13 protein-coding genes are annotated in these 26952 nt (G+C 59.9%); 12 read left to right on the top strand and 1 reads right to left on the bottom strand.

Annotated elements, in window-relative coordinates:
- The first annotated feature begins 169 nt into the window (after window positions 1–169).
- The 5 genes from ED21_RS03605 (at window position 170) to ED21_RS03585 (ending at window position 7719) form a co-directional block, all read left to right on the top strand.
- Window positions 170–391 carry a hypothetical protein gene (locus ED21_RS03605; RefSeq protein WP_034921513.1) on the top strand — a complete coding sequence of 74 codons (222 nt, stop codon included), beginning with the start codon at window positions 170–172 and terminating at the stop codon, window positions 389–391.
- Window positions 392–1119: 728 nt separating this feature from the next.
- The gene (locus ED21_RS15010; protein ID WP_083800381.1) at window positions 1120–1452 is read left to right on the top strand and encodes a hypothetical protein; all 333 of its coding nucleotides are present in this window, start codon (window positions 1120–1122) and stop codon (window positions 1450–1452) included.
- On the top strand, window positions 1442–3754 hold the full coding sequence (locus ED21_RS03595) for a type IV secretion system DNA-binding domain-containing protein (protein ID WP_006832468.1): 2313 nt from the start codon (window positions 1442–1444) through the stop codon (window positions 3752–3754). The genes ED21_RS15010 and ED21_RS03595 overlap by 11 nt, the downstream gene beginning before the upstream one ends.
- A 59-nt stretch (window positions 3755–3813) precedes the next feature.
- Window positions 3814–6738 carry a MobF family relaxase gene (gene mobF / locus ED21_RS03590; RefSeq protein ID WP_006832467.1) on the top strand — a complete coding sequence of 975 codons (2925 nt, stop codon included), beginning with the start codon at window positions 3814–3816 and terminating at the stop codon, window positions 6736–6738.
- Window positions 6739–6810: 72 nt separating this feature from the next.
- Complete coding sequence (locus tag ED21_RS03585) at window positions 6811–7719, top strand: HNH endonuclease (RefSeq protein ID WP_034921375.1); 909 nt, start codon at window positions 6811–6813, stop codon at window positions 7717–7719.
- 10 nt (window positions 7720–7729) lie between these two features.
- Here ED21_RS03585 and ED21_RS03580 read toward each other — a convergent pair whose 3' ends face one another.
- A complete protein-coding gene (locus ED21_RS03580; protein ID WP_006832465.1) occupies window positions 7730–8365 on the bottom strand; it encodes a S24 family peptidase in 636 nt (211 codons plus the stop codon).
- A 473-nt stretch (window positions 8366–8838) separates the two neighbouring features.
- On the opposite strand from ED21_RS03580, the gene zorA reads away from it, so the two are divergent.
- The 7 genes from zorA (at window position 8839) to ED21_RS03545 (ending at window position 26895) form a co-directional block, all read left to right on the top strand.
- Window positions 8839–10764, top strand: a complete 1926-nt coding sequence (gene zorA / locus ED21_RS03575) for an anti-phage ZorAB system protein ZorA (RefSeq protein ID WP_006832464.1) — start codon at window positions 8839–8841, stop codon at window positions 10762–10764.
- Window positions 10764–11492 carry an OmpA family protein gene (locus ED21_RS03570; RefSeq protein WP_006832463.1) on the top strand — a complete coding sequence of 243 codons (729 nt, stop codon included), beginning with the start codon at window positions 10764–10766 and terminating at the stop codon, window positions 11490–11492. The genes zorA and ED21_RS03570 overlap by 1 nt, the downstream gene beginning before the upstream one ends.
- Complete coding sequence (locus ED21_RS03565; RefSeq protein ID WP_198005810.1) at window positions 11489–12895, top strand: EH signature domain-containing protein; 1407 nt, start codon at window positions 11489–11491, stop codon at window positions 12893–12895. The genes ED21_RS03570 and ED21_RS03565 overlap by 4 nt, the downstream gene beginning before the upstream one ends.
- Window positions 12889–16701, top strand: a complete 3813-nt coding sequence (locus ED21_RS03560; protein ID WP_006832461.1) for a DEAD/DEAH box helicase — start codon at window positions 12889–12891, stop codon at window positions 16699–16701. The genes ED21_RS03565 and ED21_RS03560 overlap by 7 nt, the downstream gene beginning before the upstream one ends.
- Before the next feature lie 86 nt (window positions 16702–16787).
- Window positions 16788–17642, top strand: coding sequence for a hypothetical protein (locus tag ED21_RS03555; RefSeq protein ID WP_006832460.1), 855 nt, complete (start codon window positions 16788–16790; stop codon window positions 17640–17642).
- Window positions 17643–20942 carry an STY4851/ECs_5259 family protein gene (locus tag ED21_RS03550; protein ID WP_006832459.1) on the top strand — a complete coding sequence of 1100 codons (3300 nt, stop codon included), beginning with the start codon at window positions 17643–17645 and terminating at the stop codon, window positions 20940–20942. It abuts the gene before it with no gap.
- The gene (locus ED21_RS03545; protein WP_006832458.1) at window positions 20929–26895 is read left to right on the top strand and encodes a DEAD/DEAH box helicase; all 5967 of its coding nucleotides are present in this window, start codon (window positions 20929–20931) and stop codon (window positions 26893–26895) included. Before ED21_RS03550 ends, ED21_RS03545 begins: the two co-directional genes overlap by 14 nt.
- Window positions 26896–26952: the final 57 nt, after the last annotated feature.

Below are 26952 nucleotides of genomic sequence, written 5' to 3'. Positions count from 1 at the left end.
GCGGGGCCCCAACATTTTGCCCGCCACCGGATTGCATCCGGCAGCGAACAAAATCGTTACCCCCACCGCCGCTATTGCGGTCGCCCATCCGGGCGATCCCTGACCCGGGATGCACAAGACCATCGCGCGCACCTCCTGTCGTCTCACGACAGAAATCAGGAGGATTATCATGGCTTATTCAATGCATTGCGCCGTTGCGTCCCGGAGCTATTTCGAGGCTCTGGAAACAGCCGAGAAGAGAGCGCTGCACAGCTTCTTCGATCAGCACGTTATCGAGGATGACGAACTCGGATATTTTGCCCTCGACGAAGGTGACTACAACATCTTGCCAGCGCATCTCGCAGCGCGGGTGGTCCACACGGTCCACGGCGGCATGCTCGACGAGTTTTGAGACACCGACAGGGCGGGAACCGGGAACGGTTCCTGCCTTTTTTCTTGTTCACCGGGTAGTCCAATCAAGCACAAAAACCCGGTTCGGTCGGTTGCTCTGACGGTCGCTCACCGCAATGCGGCGGCGCCCGATAAATGGAGCGGGGCTGTGGACGCACTCTGTCCCGCGCATCTTGCGATGCGCTCCTGAGGGTGCGGCATCATTTGTTCTTGGGCCCCGCGCGCACTTGCGAACCGGCACCGGATCGGGCGGCGGGAAGCTGGGCAGGCGACATGCCCCGCTTGCCTTGCTTCCCACGCGCCCTTGACCGCTGCCTCTTTCGCAGGTGCTGTCTTTGGCTGGAGGCGTTGAACTCCTTTTAGTCTGCATGCTGTGAGCTGCCAGGCCTGGTTGCTCGCGCTCCATCGTGGAGGTCGGGAAAGGTCGTCCTTGATCAATCCCACTTATTGCCCGGACCACCTCGCGCACCTGGGAACAAGGGAGCACACCCTACCCCGCGATTTCGGGATTTATCTCTTTGGTATTGCTGAATAATGTGGTTTTGGGCGGAATCAACCCGTCTGCGAGTTGAGCGGCTTTGCGCTGATCCGTAGACAACTCACATCTCTCTATCACACTGAAATAATGCCTGAATCTTTCGATTGACTGCGAGTTGTTCACGATTTATTCTCATCAGCGCCTTCCGCAAGGTGAGCCAGGTTCCGTCGGCCCGACAAGGAACCTGCTTCATGACCCGACAAGATCGGCTTCAGACATTCGTATCTCTCTCCGTTGGTAACTGGGTTCGGCAGTGTGCGGCGGACTATGGCGTCAGTGTCAGCGTCTTTATCCGTGACCTCATTGTCGCAGCGTGGCAGCGCGATAACGAGGCGAAGGACCGCCCCGCAGGGCTCGATCCCACGCGCCAGGCTATCTTCATTTCGGTGGCGCTCGATGCGCTTCTGGCCAGCCATTCGGACGCGAGTTTGCGCGATCGTACTCACGAGGCGTACCGGCGACGCCTCGAGCGTCTTGGCCTCCCCGTCAACGCGAACATGGGAGGCCATTCCCATGAAGCATAATCTCCTGAACTTCACCCGCGGGAGCCAGTTGCTCGGCCACTTCGGTTTCATGTTTGCCGCGGGGCTTAAGGGTCCTCTGATTGTCACCGGCCTGGTAGCGGTCGGCACCTGCTATTGGGAAGTGCGGTCGGCTCTGAGTGATCACCAGATCTACCTGGTCTGGATGCATATCTACGCCAGTCTCTATGCCTTCATGGAGTTCGATCCTGCCAAGCTGGTCAACGTTGAGCTGCTTGACGGCGAAAGGGTCGGCCTCCCGTTTGGCATCGTTCGCGAGCTCCCGCCGATGCGCGAGGCGGTCGAGGCATTTCGTTCGGCAGTGAAGCAGGGTTTGCTGGTCTCGGCGGTACTGTTGATCCCGGCATTCGTGTTCTTCTGGTGGTTCGCCGAGCGCTTTGGCGGGCGGTCGAAGGAGCGCAAGCACGAGCGCGGCGCAATGCTTGTCTCGCTCGACGACCTCGAAGAGGAAATCGAGCGTCACAACAAGGCATTCCGGACCGAGGAACTGGGACGCAAGTTCGGCTGGAAGTGGCGGCTTGCGAGCTCGTCGGCGCTTGCAGAAGCGGGCCATTACCAACCCGCACATCTCGCCGGTGTAAGCTGGCCGTGGCGGCTCGAGCAGAGCCACGCCATGCTCATTGGCACAACCGGAACCGGCAAGACCGTGGCGCTCACCGAACTCGTTGCCGAAGCGCGCGAACGCGGCCAGCGCGCGGTCATTTTCGACCTGACAGGGGCCTTTATCGAAGCCTTCTATGATCCCGCGCGCGACATCGTTCTCAATCCTGTCGATGTGCGGTGTCCGCTGTGGAGCGTGTTCAACGACTGCACGACGGAAGCCGAGTTTCATGCCGCTGCAGAAGCGCTCGTGCCCCATGACGGGGGTGGTTCCGAACAGTTCTGGGTGCTTGCGGCGCGCATGCTGTTCGTCGAGATGTGTCTCCATCTTACCCGTACCGGCACGGCGACCAACGAGGCCTTGGCGCGGCGGCTGATGACCGCTGACCTGTCCGAAGTGCATAAGCTTATGCGCGGCACCATGGCCGATCCGCTGACCGCCCCGGAAGCGGCCCGCATGGCGGAATCGATCCGCGCGGTGTTCAATGCGAACGCGAAAGTGCTCAAGCTCTTGCCCTCATTCGGACCACGCTTTTCGGTCCGTGACTGGGTCAAAGGCGACTGCCAGGCGGGCTCGATCCTGTTTCTCTCTGCCCGCTATGTCGACATGAGCATCTCCTCGCAATTGCTCACGCTGTGGCTCGACACGGCGATGAATACGCTGATGACGCTCGAGTGTACACAGGACCTGCGGATGTGGTTCCTGATCGACGAGCTGGGCGCCCTTCACCGACTACCGGCGCTCGAAAAGGGGCTGCAAACGGCGCGAAATTTTGGAGGGGCGATCGTCACCGGCGTGCATGCGTTTGCCAAGCTCAAGGAAGTCTACGGCGAGAACATGGCCATGACATTGTCCTCGCTTGCGCGCACCAAGCTCATCCTGGCGACGGCCGATCGCGAGACAGCGACCTGGTGTTCCGATTTCATCGGCCACCGGCAGGTGCGGGACATGGAAGAAGGCTACAGCTATGGGTACAATAATGCGCGCGATGCAGTCAGCCTGACGCCCAGGCGGCAGATCGAGCCGTTGCTCCTGCCCGACCAGTTCATGAACCTTCCGCGGTTGTCGGCCTACATCAAGTTTCCCGACGGATTTCCCGCTGCGCCGGTATCGCTCATTCCGCGTACGCGTGGTCGTATCGCCGAGGGTTTCATCGCCCGCGAGAAGCCGCTCACAAAGCCTGGCCAAGGTCCTGCGGCAGCGACGCTCCAGGCAGAACCGGGTTCGAAACCAAAAGATGAGCATCCTGCGTCGAATGACGACGGTGCCGGTAAGCCTGTCGATTCAAAGCAGCTCAAACTCGACCTGAAGGGGCAACGCCATGCCGCCGATGAACCGCGGGATCGGCAGGAGCCTGTGCCGCTTGAAAAGCTGAACGCAGGGCACGCTGCTGATGATCTCAGTGCGGCAACCCGCTCCGATGCTCCCCTCGATGCGGGTCCAACGCTACCTCTCGCCGCCGTGCAAACCGGTGAGGATGCGCGAGCAGTGGGTGCCGAACAGCATCCGTCTGAACCAGGAGCCGCCGGCGATAAGGCAGGTGGAAAGGGTGGTTCGACTCCACGAGGCCGTGCGGCGGATAACGGTCGCCAGCCTCTCACACCGGTCGAAAAAGACCTGCGTGAAGGTGCGGTCGCAGATCCTCCGGAAAAGGATTTCGGCGAGTTCGAGCCCGACATGTGAAAGGCAAATGGGGAGGGATTACCTGGCCGCGAGGGGAGCCGTGACGAGGACCAGACAGAATGCTTTCCGTCGCCAATGTGCGCTCCCCTTCGGCTGCTGCGAGCTATTTTGCGGCAGACAATTACTACACCGGCGCCGATGCCGATCGTTCCGGAACCTGGGTCGGGAAGGGAGCGGAACGTCTTGGTCTTGAGGGGCGCGTAAACGCCGAGCAGTTCGATGCCTTGCTTCGGGGAGAGCTTCCCGGCGGCATCCAGGTCGGCAATGCAGGCCAGGCCCACAGGCCGGGAACCGACCTTACATTCTCACTCCCGAAAAGCTGGTCGCTGCTCGCGCTGGTAGGCGGCGACCAGCGGATTATCGATGCCTATCGCGAGGCCGTCATCGAAACCTTGCGCTGGGCAGAAAAGAACGCGGCGCAGACCCGGATGGGAAGTCAGGCTGGCTACGGGAAGGTCGCGACAGATAACCTCACGATTGGTCTTTTCCAGCACGACACCAACCGCAACCAGGAGCCAAACCTGCACTTTCACGCGGTTGTGGCGAATGTCACGCAAGGCAGCGACGGGAAGTGGCGCGCGCTTCGCAACGACAAACTTTGGTCGTTCAACACGCTGCTCAACTCGATGACCATGGCGCGTTTTCGTTTGGCGGTCGAGAAGATGGGCTACGAGGCCGGGCCTGTTGGGAAGCATGGCAACTTCGAAGCAGCGGGCATTGCCCGCGAGCAGGTCATGGCCTTTTCGACGCGGCGCGAAGAAGTCCTCGACGCGGTACGCCAGCTGGGCGAGAACACCCCGAAAACCCGCGACATCGCCGTGCTCGATACAAGGAAGAGTAAAGCGCCCGTCAGGGACCGGGACGGCCTTCTCGATGCATGGCGGCAGAAAGCCCAAGAGGTTGGAATTGACCTTGCCGGTTTGATCGATGCGTCGCAGATGCGTGCTGCGGCGAAGGTCGCCGGAGGTTCGAAAGAGCAAAGCCTCCTTCAGCGCGGGATTACGAAACTCAGGGAGTTTGCGCAGCGGATCAAGGGCGATCCGGCTGATCCACTGATCCCTGCACATGTCCTCAAGCAGGATGCACCGACCATCGCGGCCGCGCAGGCTGTTGCTTCCGCGGTGCGCCATCTCTCGCAGCGCGAGGCAGCCTTTCCCCGTGAGGGATTGCTGAAGGCGGCGCTCGATTTTGGGCTGCCGACGACGGTGGACCACGTAGAAACCCGTGTGAACGCATTGGTCAGAAGCGGCGCACTTGAGCCCGGCAAAGGCGACCATAAGGGCTGGCTGGCGAGCCGCGAGGCGCTTGACCTTGAAAGCACCATTCTCGCGAATGTCGACCAGGGACGAGGCGCGGTGTTGCCCATCCTGGATCGGAAAGACGCCGCAGAACGGGTTCAGGCTGTTGCCGCGATCAACCACGGAATTTCGCTCAACGAAGGGCAGGAGGATGCGGCGGGCCTTGTCCTTTCGTCGCGCGACAGGATCGTAGCGATCCAGGGCATAGCCGGGGCGGGCAAGAGCAGCGTCATGAAGCCGGTTGCCCAGCTGCTCGGCGAGGAAGGAAAGCAGGTGCTGGGGCTCGCGGTGCAGAACACGCTTGTCCAGATGCTCGAGCGCGATACCGGCATCCGTTCGATGACCATCGCCCGCTTTCTCGCGCAATGGGGCAGGCTTCTGCACGAGCCTGGAAATGCCACGTTGCTGAGTGAGGCTCGGGGCGCGCTCGGAGACCATGTCCTGGTGCTCGACGAGGCCTCGATGGTGTCGAACGAGGACAAGGCCAAGCTTGTACGGCTGGCTAACCTAGCCGAAGTCCATCGTCTTGTTCTTGTCGGCGACAAGCGACAGCTAGGCGCCGTCGACGCGGGTAAGCCCTTCGACCTCGTCCAACAGGCCGGGATCGAGCGCGCCGACATGGATGTGAACTTGCGCGGCCGCGATCCCGTCCTGCGGCGAGCCCAGGCCGCCGCGCAGGAGGGACGCATCGACGATGCGCTCCAGGCTCTTGCCCCTTCAACCATCGAGGCTCGCGGAGACAGTGCGATTGTTGCTGCCGAAAAGTGGCTTTCGCTCAGCCCGGCGGATCGGGATCGGACGTCGATCTACGCGTCGGGACGGGCCTTACGATCTGCGGTTAACGAGGCTGTCCAGCGCGGACTCAAGGCCAACGGCGAGCTCGGCCTACGATCGGGCCGGCTGACCGTTCATTCGCGGGTCAATGTGACAAATGAGGAGCTGCGATATCTTCGCACATACCAGCCGGGCATGGTCCTCAACTTTCGCTCGCGCGACAGCACCCAGAAACTCTCCAAGGGCGACTACACCGTCAAAACCATCGATCATGCGCGCAAGCAGCTCGTGCTTGAGGACAGGAAGGGGCGTCTTCGCAAGTTCAATCCCGCGCGCTTGCGGCCGGGCGCAGTTGAGAGCCGGCTGTCGCTTTTTGAGCGCAAATCGCTATCCATCATCGAAGGTGACAAGATCCGTTGGACCGACAACGACCACAAGCGCGGGCTGTTCAACGCCGACCAGGCGAGGATCGTGGCCATCGACACAAAGGGCGTCTTGGTGGAGACGTCCGGGGGCCAGGAGCTCCGCCTGAGCCGCGGCGACCCCATGCTCAAACGCGTGGACCTCGCCTATGCCCTCAATGCGCATATGGCGCAGGGACTGACCTCGGATCGCGGGATCGCGGTGATGGACAGCCACGAACGCAATCTCGCCAATCGGCAGACCTTCCTGGTCTCGGTCACCCGGCTTCGCGACGGCCTTACGCTCATTGCAGATAATGCCGAGAAACTCGGCCGGGCCATCAAGTCCAACAGCGGCGTGAAAGCTTCGGCCCTTGAAGTAACGCAAAGGCTCAAGGCGGCAGCGGCCAAGGGCCTTTCACAAGACAGGGATGTTGGCAGCGCTTCGCCTGCAAGTGACAAGCCCGAACTGACAAAGGAACGGGTAAAGCCCTTCGAAATCGGCATTTGATCACCGACAGCCTGGACGATTTCCGCGTTACCAGGCACGATGCCTGTTCGAGAGAAGTGCGGAGCATTGCCGGTGAAGGGTGTTTTCGAGATCAGTGGCAATTCGCGCTACGATGACCTCATCACCGAGCGGTATCATTTCCCTTCGCAATATCTTCCTCAGGCCCGCCAACTTGAAAACGACTGGATCCTTTACCGCGAAACCCGCGTATCGGGCGGCCGGATGGCCTACATCGCGACCGCCTTCGTTGGGCGGATCGATCCCGATGAGGCTGATTCAACCCACTACTATGCGCGCGTCAGGGACTATCTGCCTTTCGATGATGCGGTCTCCTACCGCGATAAGGATGGACGCTTCGCCGAACGCTTCCTTCGCGACATGGCCCGTCCTGGCGATGCCGGAAGGACGCTGCGCGGCAAATCGGTGCGCACGCTCGATAGCGATGATTTCGTTGCCATCGTCAATCAGGGTCTGAGCGAGACGCTCGACCCGGACAACCGGATCAGGCTTGAGCTCGACGAGCGGTACATCGACGATGCGACCGCCGCGCTCCTAGCCGATGATTTTGGCGAACGCCGGATCGAGCAGATCCTGGTGAACAAGAAGATCCGGGCCGCCAGTTTCCGCAATCAGGTTCTCGATGCCTATGACAGCACCTGCGCCGTCACGGGATTGCGGATCATCAATGGTGGCGGGAAAGCCGAGGCACAGGCGGCCCATATCTGGTCTGTCGCCGATGGCGGACCCGACGTTGTACCCAACGGCGTGGCACTCTCGGCTACGGCCCATTGGCTGTTCGACCGACATCTCATCACATTCGACGATAACCTGTGCCTGCTCGTATCGCACAATAAGGTGCCATCCGACCTGTTGAAGCTTTTCCCGCATTCAGGACAAAAGATCAGGCTTCCGGTCGATCCGAGGGATCACCCCCGTCCGGACTTCGTTGCCAAGCATCGCGCGCGTTTTGCGGGGTTCTGATCCGGTAAGATCAGACAGCGCGTCCGAACCAGATGACACGGCCGACCACCTGAATCTCGGACCGGTCCACATCATCCCAGCTGGGATAGGCCGAATTATCGCTGCTGATGGTGATCTTGCGGCCACCGGGCTTGAGCGTCACGCGCTTGACCACCAGCGCATCGTCGGCGCGCAGGACGTAGATGCCGTCACGTAGCCGCGAGCCCTGGTCTGACGCATCGACGAGCACTTCGTCGCCATCGCTGAGTGTCGGCTCCATGGAGTCGCCCAGGACATGGATGATCGAAAGGCTGGCACTCTTTGCTCTGGTGAGCCTGGCAAGCCAGCGTTCGTCGAAACCGAAGCGGGTATGGGCGGTCTCGCTTTCGGCAATCGCTCCGAAGCCTGCCGACGCATCGACATTGAGCACGGGGATTTCGATCAACCCGTCACGCATGGGTGCGGGCGGTCCGCCAAGCACTTGCTCGTCGACCCCGAAGAAGCTGGCAAGCGTGCGCCGGTCATCGTCATCCAGCTTGCGCGGTGAACCGCGCTTGATGAACTGCTGGATGTAGGACGAGTTTCGTCCGATCATCCGTGAGATCGAGGAATATCCGAGCCGTCGCTGCTGGATCAGGCGATCGAGCTCCTCTCTGACATGTTCCATCGTGTCGTTCCTTCTGACGGTCTCAGGAGAGAAGGAAATCTCCTAGACTCGATGGAACCTTCCTACTAAGAACAAAACAGGAACACAAGGGCTGAGTGAGTCGAGGAAGGCCATGAAATTGCTGGATCGCATTGAGCGTCATTTGAAAGAATCGCACATGTCGGCGACACGGTTCGGTCGTCGGGCGGTTGGCGATCCGCGCTTCGTGCTTGACCTACGAGCTGGTCGCAGGCCGCGTAGAAGGACTATCGAGAAGGTGGAGTACTACCTGAAAACAAGAAATCCGCTTCAATAGTTCTTCGAAATTCACGAAATTCTCATGGGTTTGTCGCAACCTGCCTTGGCGCGAGCTCTGCGGTCCGATACCGTCTGGCTCATTCAGGGTTTCTCCGTCCGGTTGCATTTCGCAAGCTTGGCCTGCTTCCGCACCGTTTCGGAGGAGCCCGTTACCTTTACGGGCTTCTGGGGGCAGCATGGAAATTACCGAATGGCTTGGCCATGGGCTGATCTACTTCTTCACGGAAATCCCGCTCATCGGCGATGCGATGGCGGCATTTCTGGCGATCGTGCTGATCGGAACAGCATTCGCAATCGCGTACCGTTACAAGCGGCAATATCATGCCCCCCTTGCTGATGCGATCGACGCCCGCGTTCGCCTGCTCGACGAGATAACCGGCGGCAGCACCGCCGATGTCGATCAGGCGCGCCTCGAGTTCGCGCGCCGCTTCAATGATATCGACGCCCAGATGATGGAGGCGAATGACGCTGAAGCGCTTCCGCTTCGCAGAACCTGGGAGGAATATCGCGAAACGATCGTCGATCCCTCGGCCGATGTCCTCCAGAACTCCGCTCGTCCCGAACACTTCTTCGTCAATCTTGGCGACCGTCATCGCGGGCTGAACTGGTTTGCGAATATTTTCATCGCCATCGGCCTGTTGATCACCTTCCTGGGGATCATCGCAGCTCTCTCGACACTCGACTTCAGCGGCGGTGTCGATGCGATGCAGGAGCGGCTCAATGATCTCATGAAGGTAGCGGGAGCGAAGTTCTGGGCCTCTGTGGGGGGCATCGTGGCTTCCATCGTGCTTCGCTCTTACGACTACCGCTTCGGCAAGCGCATCAATGATGGGCTGTCCATGCTGTGTGACAAACTCGAGCATGGAATGGCCTATCTGCCGCCGCAACGGATCGCGAGCGATCAGCTGGCACAGCTCAAAGAGCAGACTCCGGCACTCCGCACCTTTTCCGAACAGCTTGCTGCCGCCCTCGACGGGGCCTTGGAAAAGCAGATGGCGCCCATGATCACGCATCTGGGGTCGATCCAGCAAGGCATCGACAAGATCAGCGGTGGCGGGGGTGAAGCCGTCCGCGACGCGATCGCTTCAAGTGCCGGTGCAGAGATGGCGGGCCTCGCAGATGCCATTGGCGCAATGACCGTCTCGATGGCCACGATGTCCGAACGTATCGAAAAACAGACCGGCGAAGCTGACCGCCAGATCGAGGAAGCTGTCAGGCGCTTTGGCCAGGCTTCGGAAGAAATGCGGTCAGCATTTGGCGAGCTCAACCGCAATTTCGGCGTCGTAGCGGACCGCATGCGCGAAGAAAACGAGCAGGCAAGCGAGCTTGCCAGACAGCGGATGGACGAGTTGTTGAGCAATCTTGGCAATACGCTCGACGATATGAAATCCGGACTCGCCTCGGCGGCCAGTCAGATGGGTGAAGCCTCGGCACGCGCGGCGAATGACGCGGCCCGGATCGGCCAGGAGGCAATGGAAAAGTCATTTTCCGAGTTCGTTGAACGGTTCAACCAGACAGGCGGCCCGCTGGTAGGCAGCATGAAAGACGCGGGCGATGCCATTTCCACGTCTGCGGACCGTCTCTCGACCGCACAAAGTGCTATCGGAGATCACGCGCGAGCGATCGAGCAAGTCGCCGCTCGTTCGAGCGATCTGGCGACGGCGTTCGGAACGGTGGCCAACGACGTTGAGGCGGCAACCGCGCCTGTACGCCAGTCGGCAGTCTCGATAGCCGAAGCAGTCAAATCGGTTGAGACCATCGTTTCCCGAAATGCGCAGTCATCCGAGAGCGCTCGCGACGAAATGCGCCAGCTTGCGGCAGCGCTAAGCGAGACCGCGAGTGCGGCCTCCTCCGCATGGTCGGAATATCGTGCTCGCTTCGAAGATGTGGACCGCGCTCTTGGTGACGCAATCGAGAAGATCTCGGATGCTGCCGGCAACCATGCGTCGAACCTCAACGAACGGGTCGGCCAGATCGACAAGGCTCTGGGCGATGGTGTGGCGCAGCTCGCCGGCGCACTCGAACCGCTCACGACCCTGCGGGATACCGTCGAGGAACTTGCCGGCATCCTTGCAAACCAGAACAGGGAAGCCGCTGAATAATGGAAGGCGTGGTTCGCCGGAAGCCGCCTGAGGAGGGCGAAAGCTATTTCATGTCCATGACGGACATGATGGTCGGCCTGCTTCTTATTTTCATCATCCTGTTAGCCTACTTTGCCCTTAATCTGCAGACCAAGACCGAAGAGCTGACCGGCGCAAACAGGACCCGCGCCGAGATCCTCAACGATCTGCAGCAGTCCTTGAAAGACCGAGGGCTCCAGGTAGAAATCGACACAAAGACCGGAGTTCTGAGGCTCCCCGACGATGTCCTGTTCGACAAAGGCCAATGGGAACTGACGGAGAGGGGGCAGGCCGCCATCAGCAAAGTTGCCAGCGCCATGGTTGAGGTCCTGCCGTGTTATACCGCCTCCGATCTTTGCGAAGGCGAACGCTCGCCGCATTTGATCGATGCTGTCTTTGTCGAGGGGCACACGGACTCCGACGTCATGTCTGGTGGCATGAACAACTATGGACTTTCGGTGCGCCGGGCAGAGACGACCTTCACCATGCTCCAGCGCAACCAACCCGCCCTGCGCGGTTTTCTCAATAGGCCGGCGGGAGAGGACGGTTCGGCACCGATCCTAAGTCTGAGCGGCTACGGTCCCGACCGTCCCGTCGATCGTGGAGACTCCGAAGAAGCCAAGAAGCGTAATCGTCGGATCGACTTGCGCTTCCTGATGACGACGCCAAGCGCCGGCCTCGACCGCGATATTTTGAGGCAGGAGCAATGAGTCCGCTGCGGTCTGCAATCGCGAGAATGGAGGCCCTGGCATCGGCTGGACTGGCTAAACCTCCGACGACACAGCCTGAGTTGCAGCGACAATTGGCAAAGCTCGATGCATGTGTGGGCGAAGCAGAGCCCGTCATTGAGCTTAAGCCATTCCTGCGAGGAGCGGCCGATACCGGTGCAAACGGGTTACCGCGGTTTCAGCTCAACAGGGTCCTGCGCGGCGCATGGTGCGACCCGGAGTTCGATGAGCTGGGCGTGGCGGCGCTCGAACGGGCCGATGTCGATCATCGGCGCAGTTCCGACCAGGCCGTGATCGATGGCTACCTTACCTATTTCCCGACAGGCCGCTCGATCATGCCAATGCTAGCAGAAGCTGCATCCCGAGCTGCCGTTCGGCATGACTGGGCATGGCGCGAGCGCGGCGCACGGTGGGATCTGTTCAAGCCGCAGATGGGACCAGCCAAAGTGGCGCGCGATTTTGTTACGCGCGATGCAGACGGCATTTCCCATTTGATGCGCGAGACAGGTCTTGGCGCAAACCTTGCGGCGAGCGGGTTTGGTCAGGCAACTTTCGCCGAGACCTGCAAGGCAACCGCAGAGCTTCAGCCTGCAGAAGCAGTCGGCCCGCAGCGCAGTATCCTGCGCATGTTTGATACAGAAGCGCAGGCGGGTCAGTTGGAACTGGTTGTCCGCGCCCTGCTAGAACCCTGGATCAGGACCAAACCCGAACCCGAGCATCGAAAGGCAATTTCCGAGTTTCTGCTCGATCAGGTGGGTGATCCGCGTCTCCAGCGTACCCGGTGGGACAGGATCGTGCGATCGCTCGCCGAGTCGATCGGTGAAGAACGTGCGCACGAGGTCACTCAGGTGTTCAAGCGCTGGCTTACCGAAGTCGCCATGCGCGAGTTCTTCCGTGCCATCGCAAAGACCACGGATCGGCCTGATCAGTGGGCACAGCGCGAGAACTTCTGGATGGCCTACCTCGATGAAGGTCTCGTCAGCGATGCCTGGCCCGCTTTGGGCATCCGGGCGCGCAACAGGATCGAGGATCTCATTCGTCAAAGTGGTGAACGCCCTGAATATGGCATGATCCGGGGCGGTCCTGCCTCGTCTTCATCCATCATCATGCAGATAGGCGACCTGCGCATATCAGAGTGGAGCGATAACGGATCCTGCCGCTTCTGGAGTGACACCGATCCCGGAGCTCCGAAACTCTACGCAAAGGTCTACGACGGCGGGAAGCTGCGAACCACCAACGGACGGTCGGATTTCGAGTATGAGTCTCATGTCCCTGCGAGTCCTGGGTGGGAAGGCAAGTTCGCCGGTATCATCCATCGCCGGACATCAATCGCGCATCCCCGTTTCGGGAGAGGCCGGGGCCGCAACTGGAATGATCGATGGTAACGACCAAGTTCATTGCCACACAGAACGAGGGCGGCGGTGAGACGATTGCGCTTCTCCGCGAACAGCCAGGCGGGCTTTTCCGGCGAGCATCAAGCGAAATTGTGCCGGTCTCGGAGTGGCCTAGAGTAGCCCCCGAAGCTGGACAGGCCGCTCTGGCGCTGGCTCGAGCTCTCGATGATGGTCAAATCAGCGAAGAGGCGGAAGGCATAGCCCTTCCACCGCAGATCGTTGCACGGCTTGATGAGGCCGACGCCTTCGCCCTCGGCCTTCCGCCGGCCACGTCGATGACCCTTCAGCTCAACTCGGGAGGTTCGCTCGCTGAAGGAACAATCAAAGTCGATATGAGATGGGTCCGCCGCGGTGGTCTGCCGGTTCGAGCCGACATCGCTGGCGCGCGTCTGCGAGAGGGCGGGCGTGTGGGACGAATTCCTGAGCCGATCTACTCGGCCTTCCAGGCCGCACTTGCAGTCAACGCGGCTGATGATCCTGATCAGCGCCGCGCAGCCTTTGCCGAGCTTCGTTCGACGCTCGGAGACGACATCGGCACCGGCATCGAGGCGGATGGCTTTCTCGAGCGTGTCCGGATTGCCTATGCCGCCAATTTTTCACTCAACGCAAAGACCGACCATGGACGTTTCGACTTCGACCCCGTCCTCTTCTCGAGAAACGTAAGCGAGAGCGCTGAGGGTGACCTGGTCGACGAAGAAGAAGCGTCGCTGCTTACCCCGCAGGACAATCAGCATTTTCAGCGCCGGTTCCGGGGTCAGGACGGCGGGCGGCGAAGCTATCTGCTTTCCGACGGAACGCTCCTTTTCCTCGACCCGATGCTGGGCAAAGCCCTCGACATCGTGCGCGCAAAGCAGGTGGGCACCTCCCAAGAAAAACGCGAATTTCTGCGTTCGCCGCAACGTGTCCTGCGTGAAGAGCTCAAGCTAGACGCGGCAGACGATGACGAGGCCGCTGATCGCCTCTTCATCGAGACACAGCAGTTTTCCGAGCGGGTCAGCGGGATCGAGGTCTGGCAAAAGCCGGTCTTACCCTGGATCAAACCCAAGCCGAACAGCTGGCTGCCCGAAGGGTTTGGATTGCGGATCGGGGATCCGCCCGACGCGCGTCATGTTGAGTTGGCTCCAGGTGAAGCTGAAACGATCGCAAGCGAAGTCGAGACAGCGATTGACGCAGGCAAGGAAACGATCGCCTGGCGCGACGAAAGCATCCCCGCGACGCCTGCAACCCTGCAGGCCGCGCGAGCAATTGCAGACCTTGAACGTGAGATCGCTGATGAGGTCGAGGGACGCGCCTCGGACAGAACCGAACGCGAGAGCGTCGATATCTTCTTCCTTCAGGTCGGAGAGAATTTCGAGCATCTGGACTACGCGCGGCTGCCTCGTCCTGACGCCGAAGTGCAGGATTTCGATGCTCCCGGGCTCCCCAAAGGACTGAAATCAGAACCCAAGCCTCACCAGGTGCAGGCGTTCGCATGGTTTGCCGAGGCCTGGGAGCGCCGCATGCCGGGCGTCTTGCTCGCCGACGATATGGGGCTCGGAAAGACCTTCCAGGCGCTCATGTTCCTGCTGTGGCTGCGCAGCAAAACGCCTCACCCGAAGCCCGTCTTGATTGTCGCGCCCACAGGTCTTCTGCGGAATTGGCAAGCCGAGCTTTCGCAGCACATCGAGGCAGAGCTCATGGGGCCTGTTGTCGAGGCGTTCGGCGCCAACCTGCGCAATTTCCGTCTCGAGGCTGGGAGCGACATTCGCGGGGGAACCTCGCGTCTCGACGTGTCCGAATGGAATGAGGCCGGGATCGTCCTGACGACCTACGAAACAATGCGCGATTATCACATGAGCTTCGCGCGCATTCCGTTCGCTGCAATCGTCTACGATGAAATCCAGAAGCTCAAGAATCCTGCCAGCCAGATGACTCGTGCCGCCAAGGCGCTGAACGGCACAATCCAGATCGCTATGACGGGCACACCGGTCGAGAACCGGCTGCAGGACCTGTGGTCGATTGCCGATACGGTCTATCCTGGTTTCCTTGGCTCGAGTCGGGAATTCGAGAGCAGTTTCCCGGCAAACGATCTCGAGCGCCTTGGTGATCTCCAGCACCGTCTGATCGAGCGCGACAAGGAACTTCCGCCTTTCATGCTGCGCCGGATGAAGGACGAAATCCTGACCGGGCTGCCTGAGAAGAAGGCCCGCAAATATCCGGTCGAGATGCCGACCGCGCAAGCGCAGGCCTACGACCTCGTGCTGGCCAGAGCGCGAGCGCTACGGGAAAGCGGCGAACAGGGTGCGATGCTCAAAGTGCTGCATATGCTGCGCGGTACATCGCTCCACCCGTCACCGCCGCGCGGAATCTCGAACATCGACGAGTACATCGGGCAATCTGCACGGCTGCAGAAGACCTTCGAAATCCTTGAGGAGGTCAAGCAGCGCGGCGAAAAGGCTCTGCTATTCTGCGAAGATCTCGAGATGCAGACCTTCCTCGCGATGGCAATTCAGGAGCGCTTCGCGCTCGAGCGCCGCCCGATGTGCATCAGCGGGAAGGTTGCGGGCCATAAGCGCCAGGAGATGGTGACTGCCTTTCAGAGTTCGCCGGCCTCATTCGACGTTCTCATCCTGTCGCCCAAGGCTGGCGGCGTGGGGCTCACGATCACCGCAGCAAACAATGTGATCCATCTGTCCCGCTGGTGGAATCCGGCCGTTGAAGATCAGGCGACGGACCGCGCCTACCGGATCGGTCAGACCAGGCCAGTGACCATTCACATCCCGATGGCTGTCCATCCGGACGAAGCGATCGGACCTTCAAGCTTTGACCAGCGTCTCGACGCCCTCATGGAGCGTAAGCGTTCGCTAAGCAGGGGTCTGCTCATGCCGCCGGAGAGCGATCGCGATGTAGAAGACCTGCTTTCCGATGTGCTCGACGGGCGCCCTGCAGAGAACCGTGATCGAAGTAGTGCGTATGCCGCCGCAGGGCAGGCGCCAGTGGACCTTCAAGACACTAATTACAGCGCGAGTATTCGACAGGCGGAACCGCCTGCCCCACCAGTCGGACAGCCGGAAATCGAAGAGCCGACGAGAGACGAGGAGAGTGCTAGCTCGCGCGGACCCGCGAGCGACAACACAACGAGTTCCGCAAACCTTGATCCGGCTGCGGAGCACGCGGCAGAACCAGGATTAGAAGAAGCGGCGCGCCTGCATCCTCACTCTGATCCTGGCGAGACAGCATCGAGCAATGCCGAGCGCAAAAACCGGCGCCCCATTCTCTCTGTGCGTACTCCCGTCGAGGCGGCTGAAGCGCGCGTTCCCTTCGTTCAGCGGGTCGTGTTTGAACAATATGGACAACGCGACTGGACGATTTTCGAGCAGTACGCGCGCGACGCACGAATTGAACGGCTCGAAATCCAGGACCCCTATTGTTGCGCTGACGAGCAGGCTCGCGGGCGCCTCATCAATTTCATCGGTCGCTTTGAACAGCTCGCTTCGGGAATCGCGGCCGTGCAAATCGTGACGTTCGACGCCGATTCTGTGCAGACTCGTGACCCTGAAAGCACGCGTGACCAGCGCCAGGACCTTGAAGATCGGTGGAAGCGTATGCTGGCCTCGGTTCCCCTTCACCTCGCACAGAAGTCACGGCGGTCGGGCGGCGACCTGCACGATCGTTTCGTGAAGGCTAAACTGGAGAATGGCGATACCATCATCTGGGATCTTGGACGGGGTATCGACGGTGTCATGAACGCGCGCTGGTCTTGCGTTGTGAATGCTCATCGGGAAAGATCTGCGGGGCGAGACCCAGCGGTTCATTGACCTTCGCCATGCTCTATCCCGTAACGTCATGATTTGCATACAGAAGAAATGTTGTGCCATAGAAGCATTGATAGGGGGAGGGGCGGATGTCGATGGGCCCAACAGAGTTTTTGGAGAGACTTGATCATTTGCTTAAAGCAACTGACGAGACAGCTGAGCTTTCTTCAATCACACAGCTCCCCGAGTTCTACTCGGGATCGGTGCCTTGGGCGGAGCAGAAGCGTAAACTGTTTGATCTGCCGCGAACGGCCCTCATGCTGGAACTCGAAGAGGTCAAATCCGATCAAGTCGATCGAACCGCAACTTTTCTTTCCGGACCTTTCTTTACGAGTAAAGAATTCCCTTGGCCGCACTCAGGTGAATATAGTTGGGAGCCAATTATTCAGATAGATCTCGCGCGCGCTTATATAACCGAGCTTCCAGATATAGGATCAGGGTTACTCCAGGTTTGGAAGTGCAATCCTTCTGATTTTGATTCCTACGAAACACGGTATGTACCCGCAGAGGCTGTGTCGACTGAGAATATCACGCCAATACCTGATAAACTTCTCTGTCACCCGGAAACAACGCATGCACGAAGAGCAAAAAGCGGTGAGGCGCCTTGGACTACCACGGCGCTATTGGCGGTAGAAGAAGAAGAGGTAGTTTCTATCCACGATGAGTTGGAAAGCTATCTCGCCAGCTTAGCCGATGACTGGGAGGGTCCTGAACTCTTAGTAAAGGAGGCGGACAGGCTCAGGGACGCCTGCGCTGACCTATCTGTGGTTGATGGGGACTACTTCCTCGGAAATTACTATCCCCGTGGGTACGATGCGAGTTTGGATCTTCTTCTAGCTCAAATCTCAGATCAGCATTTTTATTGGGGCGATGATGGCAAGGGCATCCTTCTTTTGCCAGATCGTGGCGACCTATCAAGCGCTGAATTTGTCTGGTTCTCATAGATGGGCGATCGTAACTTCAAGCAGGAAATCGACGCGGCCAAAAGCGACCCGGTTCGGCTGCGCAAGATTGCGGATGACATTCACGCTAGCGGCGGTCCGCGTATCCTGATGATACGCGCGATCCAGCTGGCCAGGGCAGCAGATAGCGGACCGCATCCTTTGGGCAAGAGCTGCGGGGATCTTGGTTTACCGCGCCCGACTGGCCTCCCGCTTTACCGCTATAAGCTCGCACCGGGAATTTTTCAGCGGATCGAAGCGAAGCTTTCCGCCAATCTCGCATCGGATTTGCTGCGGCCGTCGCTAGCTCCAGCTTTCGTCATGTGGGCGGCAGACTGGTTTCGGCGCTCCTACCAGGGCGGCATGCAGCGCTGGGCCGATATCGAGGCGGTCTTGAAGCTCCAACTCCCGCAATCGGAATGGCGGGCACTTGCAGACCGCGGTTTCGATGCCTGGGGCGTTGAACCTCTTATCACGGCGCACGGAAACCAGCGTCTCTCCAATCTCGCGCGTCATGGGGGCTTTCCTGCAGCAGCAATCGCAGGCGGTGCGAGCTGGCCGCGCCGCTTCCTGGAGCGGGCAGTCGGTGAGCTGCTCGGGGCAGACATTCAGGACATCGCTACCGCTGTCTCGATCTGCGAACGCAACGAATATTTGCTTCCCTCAATCTGGCGCAGCCCGGAAATGCACGCAATCTGCGGGGAACTTGCCCTCAAGATCGTCGAGCTTCGTGCATTCATCGACAAGGAAGTGCCAGTTGACGGTCGCCCTTATTCGGCCCGGCTGGACCACGCTTACGAAGACTGGCGCGATGAACTGCCGATGACGCTCGACGGGGCAGCTGCGGGCCTCATTGATACGCTCCTTGAAGCCAGAAAGCTGACCGGAACAGGGAGTATCCGGGTCGGACGGTTGATGCGTTCGCAGGATGGAGAATGGCGCGAAAGTCTGGATTTCCATCTCGAAGGTCGCTGGGACGACAAGGATCGTGCGCTGTCCGCAGGTGAATACGTCCGGGTGTTTCTTCAGCCCTCGGGTGCCTTGGCGGACCGTATCTCTGGTCGACTGGCTTACCTGGAGGTTGAATCAGGCAATTGCTGGATCGCGCGCGCTATGCGCAGCGAAGCTGCGATCGATTTCCCCTTGGACCTCTCCGTCACCGCCGAATTCCATGCGCGCGGCGAAAGACTCGCTCAAAGCTTTTTACTACCGGGCGGCAAAGCGGTTGGGGATGGACTGCGGATATTTGAGCGGCGGACCGGAGACACGGAGCTAGGCGCGTTTTCCCTTATCGGTCAGGGGTCGGGTGGTTATCGCGCCGAACCAGTCTTTGTCGATGTCCCGCAGGATTGGATGCTTCGCGGCAAGGACAGCAATACAGAGATCGAATCCGAAGACTTTGCCTTTGCACCTGGTCGTTCGCTCTACCGCTGTGCTGGCCAGATCATCGCCGAGAAGCCCAATGGCGACGCATTTCTGGTGCGGACGGGGCAGAGTGCAGATCGTAAGGATCGCCTGACCATAGTCGCCCAAGAGGCGACCGGTGTGCAGGCACCCGGCGGCGAACGGTTGATCAAACATCCGCTGCATGCAGAGGTCGAAGACGGGGTTTCCCGGCGCACTGCAACGCGCGGAGAGGTCGGCTGGCGGTTTGCAGGGGAAAGCGCCTGGCGCGATGATCTTGTCAACGCGGGCCCTGGGCATTGCGAGTTCGCCTGGCTAGATGGAGCGACCAAGCATGTTCGGGACCGGACGAGCGCACTGGTTCTGCCGGCCGAATTCGCACTCAGCCAGCGGATCAATACGGCCCATGCGGAAATCCTTTTGGGTGGTTGGACCGGAGAAGCGGTGCTCAGCGATGAAACGCCGATTGCGGACCGTCGCTGGCGGGTGCGTGTCGATCCGCCCCGTCGCGCGCTGCTCGGCTTGCGGCTCACCCCCGACCATGGCTCCACCTTCGAACTCAATGTGCCATTGCGATCGAAAGAATGGCTGACCACCTGGGATGGTGAACTTCTCAGGCGCGATGCTGTCCTAGGCCTTGCCGATCTTCGTGACACCGTTGCCAGTGCACCGGGCCGTGCGATGCTGATGGGCGAAGTTGCCCATCACGCTGAAGCGTCGCTTGAGGCAAGTTGGAAGGTCGATGTCGAACTGGGCCTGTCGGCTCTGCGGAACGATATTGCCGCGTTGATGCGGCCGCTCGGCATCGATGCCCAGGTCCGGCTCGACTTCCACAACGGCAGCAATGACAACTGGTACGTTACGGAATTCGGCAATTCTCTCGAGTGGGAACCTTCGGGAGGGCTGCGTCCAAAGACGGCCATTGTCGGCGAGGATGTCCGCGTTGGCGGCCGCTTTCTAGGTGCTCCCGAGAAAGAGGTGGATTTCGGTCCGTTTGACGGATTGCTTGGCGGCCTCGGAGGACAATTGATTCAACTGCCACGATTGCGCGGTCCATGGCTCGTCTATCTGCGCGAAGGTTCTCGCGTCCTCACGAGGCCGAAGTTTATCGACGGCGATCCGGTTCACGACGTTCCGCAACACAGGCTCGGCCGGGCCATGGCACAGCCTCTTTTGCAAGCGCGCGAGGACCTGGTGCGGCTGGCGGAGGAACTCGCTGCCGAGCCCATGTCTTCCGAAGCGACCCAGACCATTCGTGCAGTCATGGACTTGGCGCTGTCGCTCAATGGCTTGCCTCCGCAGACCTTCGAAATCTTCAGCAAGTTTGAGATTGCCGGTCCGCTTGCGCCGCTCCTTCTTTATCGCTGCGAAGAGCAACACCTCTCGACGATCCTCGAGCTGTTTGATGGCGTATGCTCAAGCTGGTCCCTTTTGCCGATCAAGGCCTGGGACGCTGCCTTTCAGGCGCAGATCGGGTTCTTGCTCGAAAAGTTCGATGACCTTACTTGGGCAATGTCTCACATCTACGAGCGTCAGAACGAAATCGCGGCCCGTGCGCCGCAGCTTGCGCCACTCATTTGCCGGGACTTCTCGCCGTTGAGCTGGGAAGAGCTTCGCAACCATTTCACGAGCCATACAAGCGAACTGATCAATGAGGATGTTGGCGGCTTCAACCCTTTCCGGCCTGCTTACAGCGAGCTACTGCCAAGAGAGAACTTCGTCGAAGCGCTGATGCGGGTCTTCGATGCTCCTTTCGCCGCTGCTCTGTCCGCTACCGGACATGCTTCTCTCGAGAAGGAGCAAGTCCTCACCATCAAGGACGTCGAACGACGTCACCCCGACTATTTTGCCAAAGCCTTTGGCTATGCCGTTTCGGAGCTCAAGAATGGCCGCCAGTGATCCCCTCCCTACATCCCGATTGTCGCCGATGGAGGTGCACCAGCGGCTGAGGACTGGCCTCGCCGAAGCGGTTGTCTCGCGGGCGGGTATCCGGCACGAAGGGCTCAACGCTTTTCTCCGGAGCACGCTTGCCGGTACGGATCCAGCAAACGGCAGCCTCCTTTCCGAACAGCTTTTTCAGGCAGCTCCCGGCTACGTATCCTCAGGCAAGAGCCCCAACCAACTTCAAGCGCTGCTGCATCAGCGCACAATCGACGCGATCACCCAAACATCGGATACTGATCTACGCTTCCATTACCCCGCCTACGCGCACCAGCTGGCGACGTGGGAACTGCTCAGCACGCAAGAGCCGCAATCGGTTCTGGTTTCGAGCGGCACGGGGTCGGGCAAGACCGAATGTTTCCTGGTCCCGATGCTCGATGATCTGGTCCGGGAGTCCGCAGAGCAAGGTCCTCTGACAGGCGTTCGGGCGCTCATGCTCTACCCTCTCAATGCTCTTATCGCGAGTCAGGAGAAGCGCCTTACAGCATGGACCAAGCCGCTGCGCGGCGATGTCCGCTTTGCCCTCTACAACGGATTGATGGGAACGGCGCGGAAGTCCAATCGCGACAAGGCCGAGTACGAGCTACCGCATCAGGTTCTGTACCGCGAAACCCTCCGGGCTAACCCACCACCGATCCTCGTTACCAACCAGACGATGCTCGAATACATGACGATCCGGCGCGAGGATCGTCCGATCCTCGATGCATCAAAAGGCAAGTTGCGCTGGATCGTGATTGACGAAGCGCACAGCTACATCGGCTCGGCAGCGGCGGAGCTCTCGCTCCTGCTTCGCCGGGTAATGAACGCATTCGATGTGACGCCCGATCAGGTCCGCTTCGTTGCGACGTCGGCGACCATCGGCTCTGCGGACGACCAGAAGGCCCGCGAAGACCTTCAGAGATTCCTCGCCGACATTGCTGGCGTTCCGCTTGAGCGGGCGCATGTCGTTGTGGGCAAACCTCAGCCGGTCGATCTCTCGAAAGTGCTGACAGCATCCGATGATCCGGCAGCATCGTCGGTTGCCGAGAGGCTGGAAGGTGAGCCTCAGACCCTGGCTTCGCTTAAAGCGCTCTCGCCGGACGCCGAAAGGATTTTGCTCGATCTGTCGGCCCATAATGCCAACGAAGCGAAGCCTGTCCTGCCGATGCGAGCGCACAGCTTCACGCGGGCAGTTGCCGGGCTCTGGACCTGCATCAATGTTGATTGCCCGGGTGAGATGCGGCCCAAGGATTGGCCATTTGGTGCCGTACTCTTCGACCATCGGGACCAATGCCCGCATTGCCAGTCGATGGTGTTCGAAATTCAGAACTGCCTCGATTGTGGCGAGCCCTTCCTCCCGGCCGATGACATGGGCGACAGGATCGTACCGCGGCGAAGCGATCATGATGCAGATGAGTTTCGTGAAGATAGCTATCGTGATCGCGATCATGATGATGACGATGAAGAAGATGAGCACGAGGGGATCGGCCATCCACGGCTGATTGCCATCAACCCGAAATCCAAAGCGACCGCGACCGCTTTCGATGTATCCAGCGGCGAGTTTACTGGCGAGGCGGGACATTTTCATCTGACCCAGCTCGATGAGGGACGTTGCCCGGCCTGTCTCGGGAACAAGCGGCGCGGGCGACCTGCCGTCTTCCCCTTTCGCTTTGGCACACCATTCCTCACCCAGAATGCAGCACCGATCCTCCTTGAGGGTGTGTCGCCACATCAGGCGGAGCACGCCCTGCCGTTCGATGGCCGTCAGCTGATCAGCTTTTCGGACAGCAGACAGGGAACTGCTCGCTTCGCTGCCAATATTGAAACCAACGGAGAGCGGGGCTTTGTCCGCGGCTTCATCTATCATGCCGTTCAGAAGGCTGCCCAGGGTAGCGACCTGACCGATGAGCGCAGAGAAGAGCTGCTCAAGAAGAAGGCTGCTCTAGCGAACCTTGTGGCAGACATGCCTGCCTTCAAAGATGATATCGCCAAGATCGACGCGGAGCTCGCGGGTGGCGCTGCAACCGGAATACTCTGGAAGGACCTCGTGTCAGCGCTCGCTTCTGAGCCGGCGATTGGGATGATGGCCAAGGTCTGGGACCTCGATCGCAGCGAACGTTTTCACGATAATCGGGAAGCGCTGGCCCGCTTCATGCTCTTGCGCGAACTCGCCCGTCGTCCGCGTAACGCCAATGCGATGGAGACGCTTGGTCTGGCACGGCTCCGTTTCCCGGATATCGAGCGGATTGACCCGGATAAGCTACCCGAGCTTGTCGGCCAGAAGGGCTATTCGATCGAAGATTGGCGCGGCTTCCTCTACTACATGGTCGACTATCTTCGCGGCCAGTTTGCAATTGAAGTGGACGACGGTGATGCGCGCTGGATGCCTGGGCGCGCGCGGCCTCGCAATGTGATCGGGCCCGACCAGCCCCCTGGCGCGAAACGCGACGTCTACTGGCCATTGGTCAACACCAAGGGGCGCCAGCCCGACTCCATTCTTCTCTTGGCGTCAGCCATGAACCTTGACCTTACGTCGCAGCGCGATCGCCATGAAATCAATCAGGTCATGCATGCCGCCTGGAATCAGCTTGCTCCCCTTCTGTCGGGTGTTGGTGGGACGTTCAGCCTGCGGCTCGAGCAAAAGGCCGAGATCGAGGCGGTTGATCGAGCTTGGCAATGCCCCCTAACGCGCCGCGTTCTACCGCGACTTGTATTTGGCAGGTCACCCAATCTTGTTGGGTCTGGAAGCAAGATTGACGGCAAAGCGGTTTTGCCTGTTGAGTTTCCTAAGCTCCCACGCACGCGACCGCTCTCGTCAGGCGACAAGAAGGAGATTAGAGGTTGGCTGGTTGAGGACAAGCTAGTCCAAGCCCTTCGACAGTTGCACCTTTGGACCTATCTTCACGATCAGGCGGCACTCGCAACGCCTTATCTGCGAGCCGAGGAGCACAGTGCCCAGCAGCCCCCGCACCGACTGCGGGAGTTCGAGGAGCAGTTCAAGGAAGGCGATATCAACCTGCTCGCCTGCTCGACCACCATGGAAATGGGTGTCGACATCGGTTCGATCGAAGCCGTGCTGATGACCAATGTTCCACCCTCGATCGCCAACTACAATCAGCGGGCCGGTCGTGCGGGGCGCCGCGGACAGGGCTTTTCGACAAGTCTCACGATTGCCCGCAATACACCTCTCGATCTTGAAACGTTTGCCGATCCTGCGGGCTATTTGCGCCGCAAACTCGCATCGCCGCGCGTATCGCTTGATTCCGATCGGATCGCGCAACGTCACGCGAACGCCTATCTTCTTGCCCAATGGTTTCGCGAAGTTGAGGGGGAGTTTGCCCGGACAAAGACCGGGGATTTCTTCGGCTGTCGTGCTGACCTTCGTCCTTTCGAAGGTCTCGCTCCCGTGGACGCCTTTTGCGAATGGCTCGATCTACCAACAACGGCATCCGCAACCGAAGAAGGTCTGCTGCGGCTGCTCAGGGGAACTGGTCTCGAATACGACACCGAAATCCGGGGGCATACGGCGGAGATGTTTGGGCAGGAAGCTGGGAATTTCCGTCGTACATGGCAGCGCCTAAAGGAAGACTCGGACGCGCTCGAAGGGCCGGCAAAGAAGGCGATCGAGTTTCAGGCACGGCGATTGTGCAAGGAGTTCCTCCTGAAGGAGCTCGCCAATCGCTCGCTTATCCCTGGGAGCGGTTTTCCGACATCAGTTGTCCCGTTTGATACCCTCTGTGCCGAGACGCAGAAGGCGCAGGAGCGCAATCGTTCGGAAGAGGAAGGCGCACGTGATCGGCGCTATGAATGCCCGACGCGCAACGCCGACATCGCCATTCGAGAGTATGCCCCGGGGGCAGAGGTCGTCGTAGACGGGCTGGTTTGGAAATCGGCCGGGGTCACCCTCAATTGGCTTAGCCCGATCGACAGTGGCCAACGTGAGCCGCAGAACCTTCGTTGGGCCTGGTGGTGCGACCATTGTGGTGGGGCGGGCAGCGATCACCAGATGCCAGACCAGTGTGCCCATTGCGGCGAGCGAAGCATAAACATTGAGCAGTTTCTTGAACCGGCCGGGTTCCGGGTCGATTGGAACGCCCAGCCGCATGCCGACACCGATCAGGCTGTCTACATCGAACCCAAGTCCCCGAAGGTCAGTGTCGGGGATGCCCCGTGGCAACCCATGCTACAGCCTGAGACCGGCCGGATCCGCGCTTCACATGAAGGCTATATCTATCATCATTCGCGTGGCCCCAAAGACCAGGGTTACGAGATTTGCCTGGAGTGTGGACGGGCCGGGGATGCCGGGACGGACGCTCTCAAAGACCATCGGCCGCTCTCGCCGAGGGACCGAAAGGCGATAGACCGCTGTCCGGGCAATGATGAAGGTTATGCAATCACGAGCGCACTTGCGCTGGGCCATGAAGTTCTAACCGATGTCGTAGAGCTGCAATTGCCTGGATTGGAAAGTGACGGCGCAGCCTGGGCGCTTGGCGCAGCGTTGCGCGAGAGTCTTGCGCGCTGGCTCGGCATTGAGTCGCGCGAGCTTGGAATTTCTGTGGCAGCTCGAGACGGCAAGCTCGGTCGCAGAGTGCCGTCGGTCTATATCTTCGATGAGGCATCTGGAGGTGCCGGATACGCTCCGAGACTTCTCGATGACATCTATCATGTCTTCGAACGGGCGGCCCGTGTCCTCGATTGCCCCAAGGAATGCGAGATGGGGTGTTCGGCCTGCGTCCTCGCTGCCGATCTCTCCAAGCAACAGGGACGTCTCGACCGCCGGTCTGCTCTCCTCGCGGTCCAGGCGTTTCTTGAGACGAATGCTGAACTGCCGCAGGAAGATCGTGCGGTCCCCGATGCCAGAGCAATCAATGACGCGGCAAACACACTCCTTTTGAGAGCGCGAAGCGGAGACAGCATTTCCGTCTTGTTGCCGACCGTGTTCGATCTGGCAGAGCTGACTTCTACCAAGATGCGCACGTTCTTTTCTGCCGCCTCGGCCCGCGGCGTTCCGGTGACGCTCGTGCTTGATCCAAGTTCTTTTGATAAGCTCGAAGAGGTCGAACGGCGCTTTTTGCGCGATGCCGCGGTGCGGTTCGAATTCTCTTTGGCCCTGGGTAAAGGGGAAGACGCGCCTTTCGAGAGCAAGCGGCTGGCCGAATTGATTTCGACTGATCGCGCCACAGGGTTCTTCTCCCGCGATATGTCTGCGACGCAGCCGGGTGAGCGCTGGGGCATGGGTGAGACGCATGCGATTGTTGCTGGCACTCTCAGCGACCCCACCGCCTACAGCCCGATCAACCCTGAAGATCTAGAGCGACAGGTTGCGGCTGGTGATCAGGTCGAGCTGATGCAAGGTTTCGGGCAATGCCCGGTTGGCCAATTTGGCAAACGCTTTGGCTCGAAACTGAAGCAGCAGATGGAAGCGGCTGGTGTTTGGAGGCCTGGCAGTCTTGTGCGGATCACCTACGCCGACCGCTACCTGAACTCTCCGCTGACCATGCTCCTCTTCCTGCGGACGTGCGAAGCTCTATCCGCTGACCTGAAGGCGGATAGTCCCGTTGAAGTCGATATCCTGGTTCAGCCACTAAAGAACGATCGTAGTCCTTATCAGATCAAACACGATTGGACTTATGAGGATGACCGAGCGGAAGTAGCCGAGCTTTTGGGAGAAAAATTTGGCCTCGATGTCGATCTTCAGGTCACGCAAAATTCCGACCACGGCCGCAAGCTCGAGCTTGAATACGTCGATGGTCAAAAGGTCCTCGTGCTGCTCGACCAGGGGTTTGGATATTGGCGCATAGCGGGTAGCCCGCCGCGGCATGACTTTCGTTCGGCACCCGCTGCGCAGGCGAGTGAGCTCCTACGCTCATCGACTGCGGTCGCCGGCGTTGGGGAAAGCTATTTTGCAGTGAAGAACGTCAGGGCCAATTGAGCGTGGATTGCCACCGCAGAGGTTTGGCCTTCTTAATAACAATGACCTACACCATCC

The organism is Erythrobacter sp. SD-21 (assembly GCF_000181515.1).
Lineage (GTDB): Bacteria > Pseudomonadota > Alphaproteobacteria > Sphingomonadales > Sphingomonadaceae > Qipengyuania.
Note: the sequence above shows the minus strand (reverse complement) of the source record. Positions and strands in the feature narration are given on the sequence as shown.

Coding starts and splice junctions, on each gene's coding strand:
- ED21_RS03580 (WP_006832465.1), bottom strand. CDS start 8,365: ATGGAACATGTCAGAGAGGAGCTCGATCGCCTGATCCAGCAGCGACGG.
- ED21_RS03560 (WP_006832461.1), top strand. CDS start 12,889: ATGGTAACGACCAAGTTCATTGCCACACAGAACGAGGGCGGCGGTGAG.
- ED21_RS03550 (WP_006832459.1), top strand. CDS start 17,643: ATGGGCGATCGTAACTTCAAGCAGGAAATCGACGCGGCCAAAAGCGAC.
- ED21_RS03605 (WP_034921513.1), top strand. CDS start 170: ATGGCTTATTCAATGCATTGCGCCGTTGCGTCCCGGAGCTATTTCGAG.
- zorA (WP_006832464.1), top strand. CDS start 8,839: ATGGAAATTACCGAATGGCTTGGCCATGGGCTGATCTACTTCTTCACG.
- ED21_RS03565 (WP_198005810.1), top strand. CDS start 11,489: ATGAGTCCGCTGCGGTCTGCAATCGCGAGAATGGAGGCCCTGGCATCG.
- ED21_RS03595 (WP_006832468.1), top strand. CDS start 1,442: ATGAAGCATAATCTCCTGAACTTCACCCGCGGGAGCCAGTTGCTCGGC.
- ED21_RS03570 (WP_006832463.1), top strand. CDS start 10,764: ATGGAAGGCGTGGTTCGCCGGAAGCCGCCTGAGGAGGGCGAAAGCTAT.
- ED21_RS03555 (WP_006832460.1), top strand. CDS start 16,788: ATGTCGATGGGCCCAACAGAGTTTTTGGAGAGACTTGATCATTTGCTT.
- ED21_RS03545 (WP_006832458.1), top strand. CDS start 20,929: ATGGCCGCCAGTGATCCCCTCCCTACATCCCGATTGTCGCCGATGGAG.
- ED21_RS15010 (WP_083800381.1), top strand. CDS start 1,120: ATGACCCGACAAGATCGGCTTCAGACATTCGTATCTCTCTCCGTTGGT.
- mobF (WP_006832467.1), top strand. CDS start 3,814: ATGCTTTCCGTCGCCAATGTGCGCTCCCCTTCGGCTGCTGCGAGCTAT.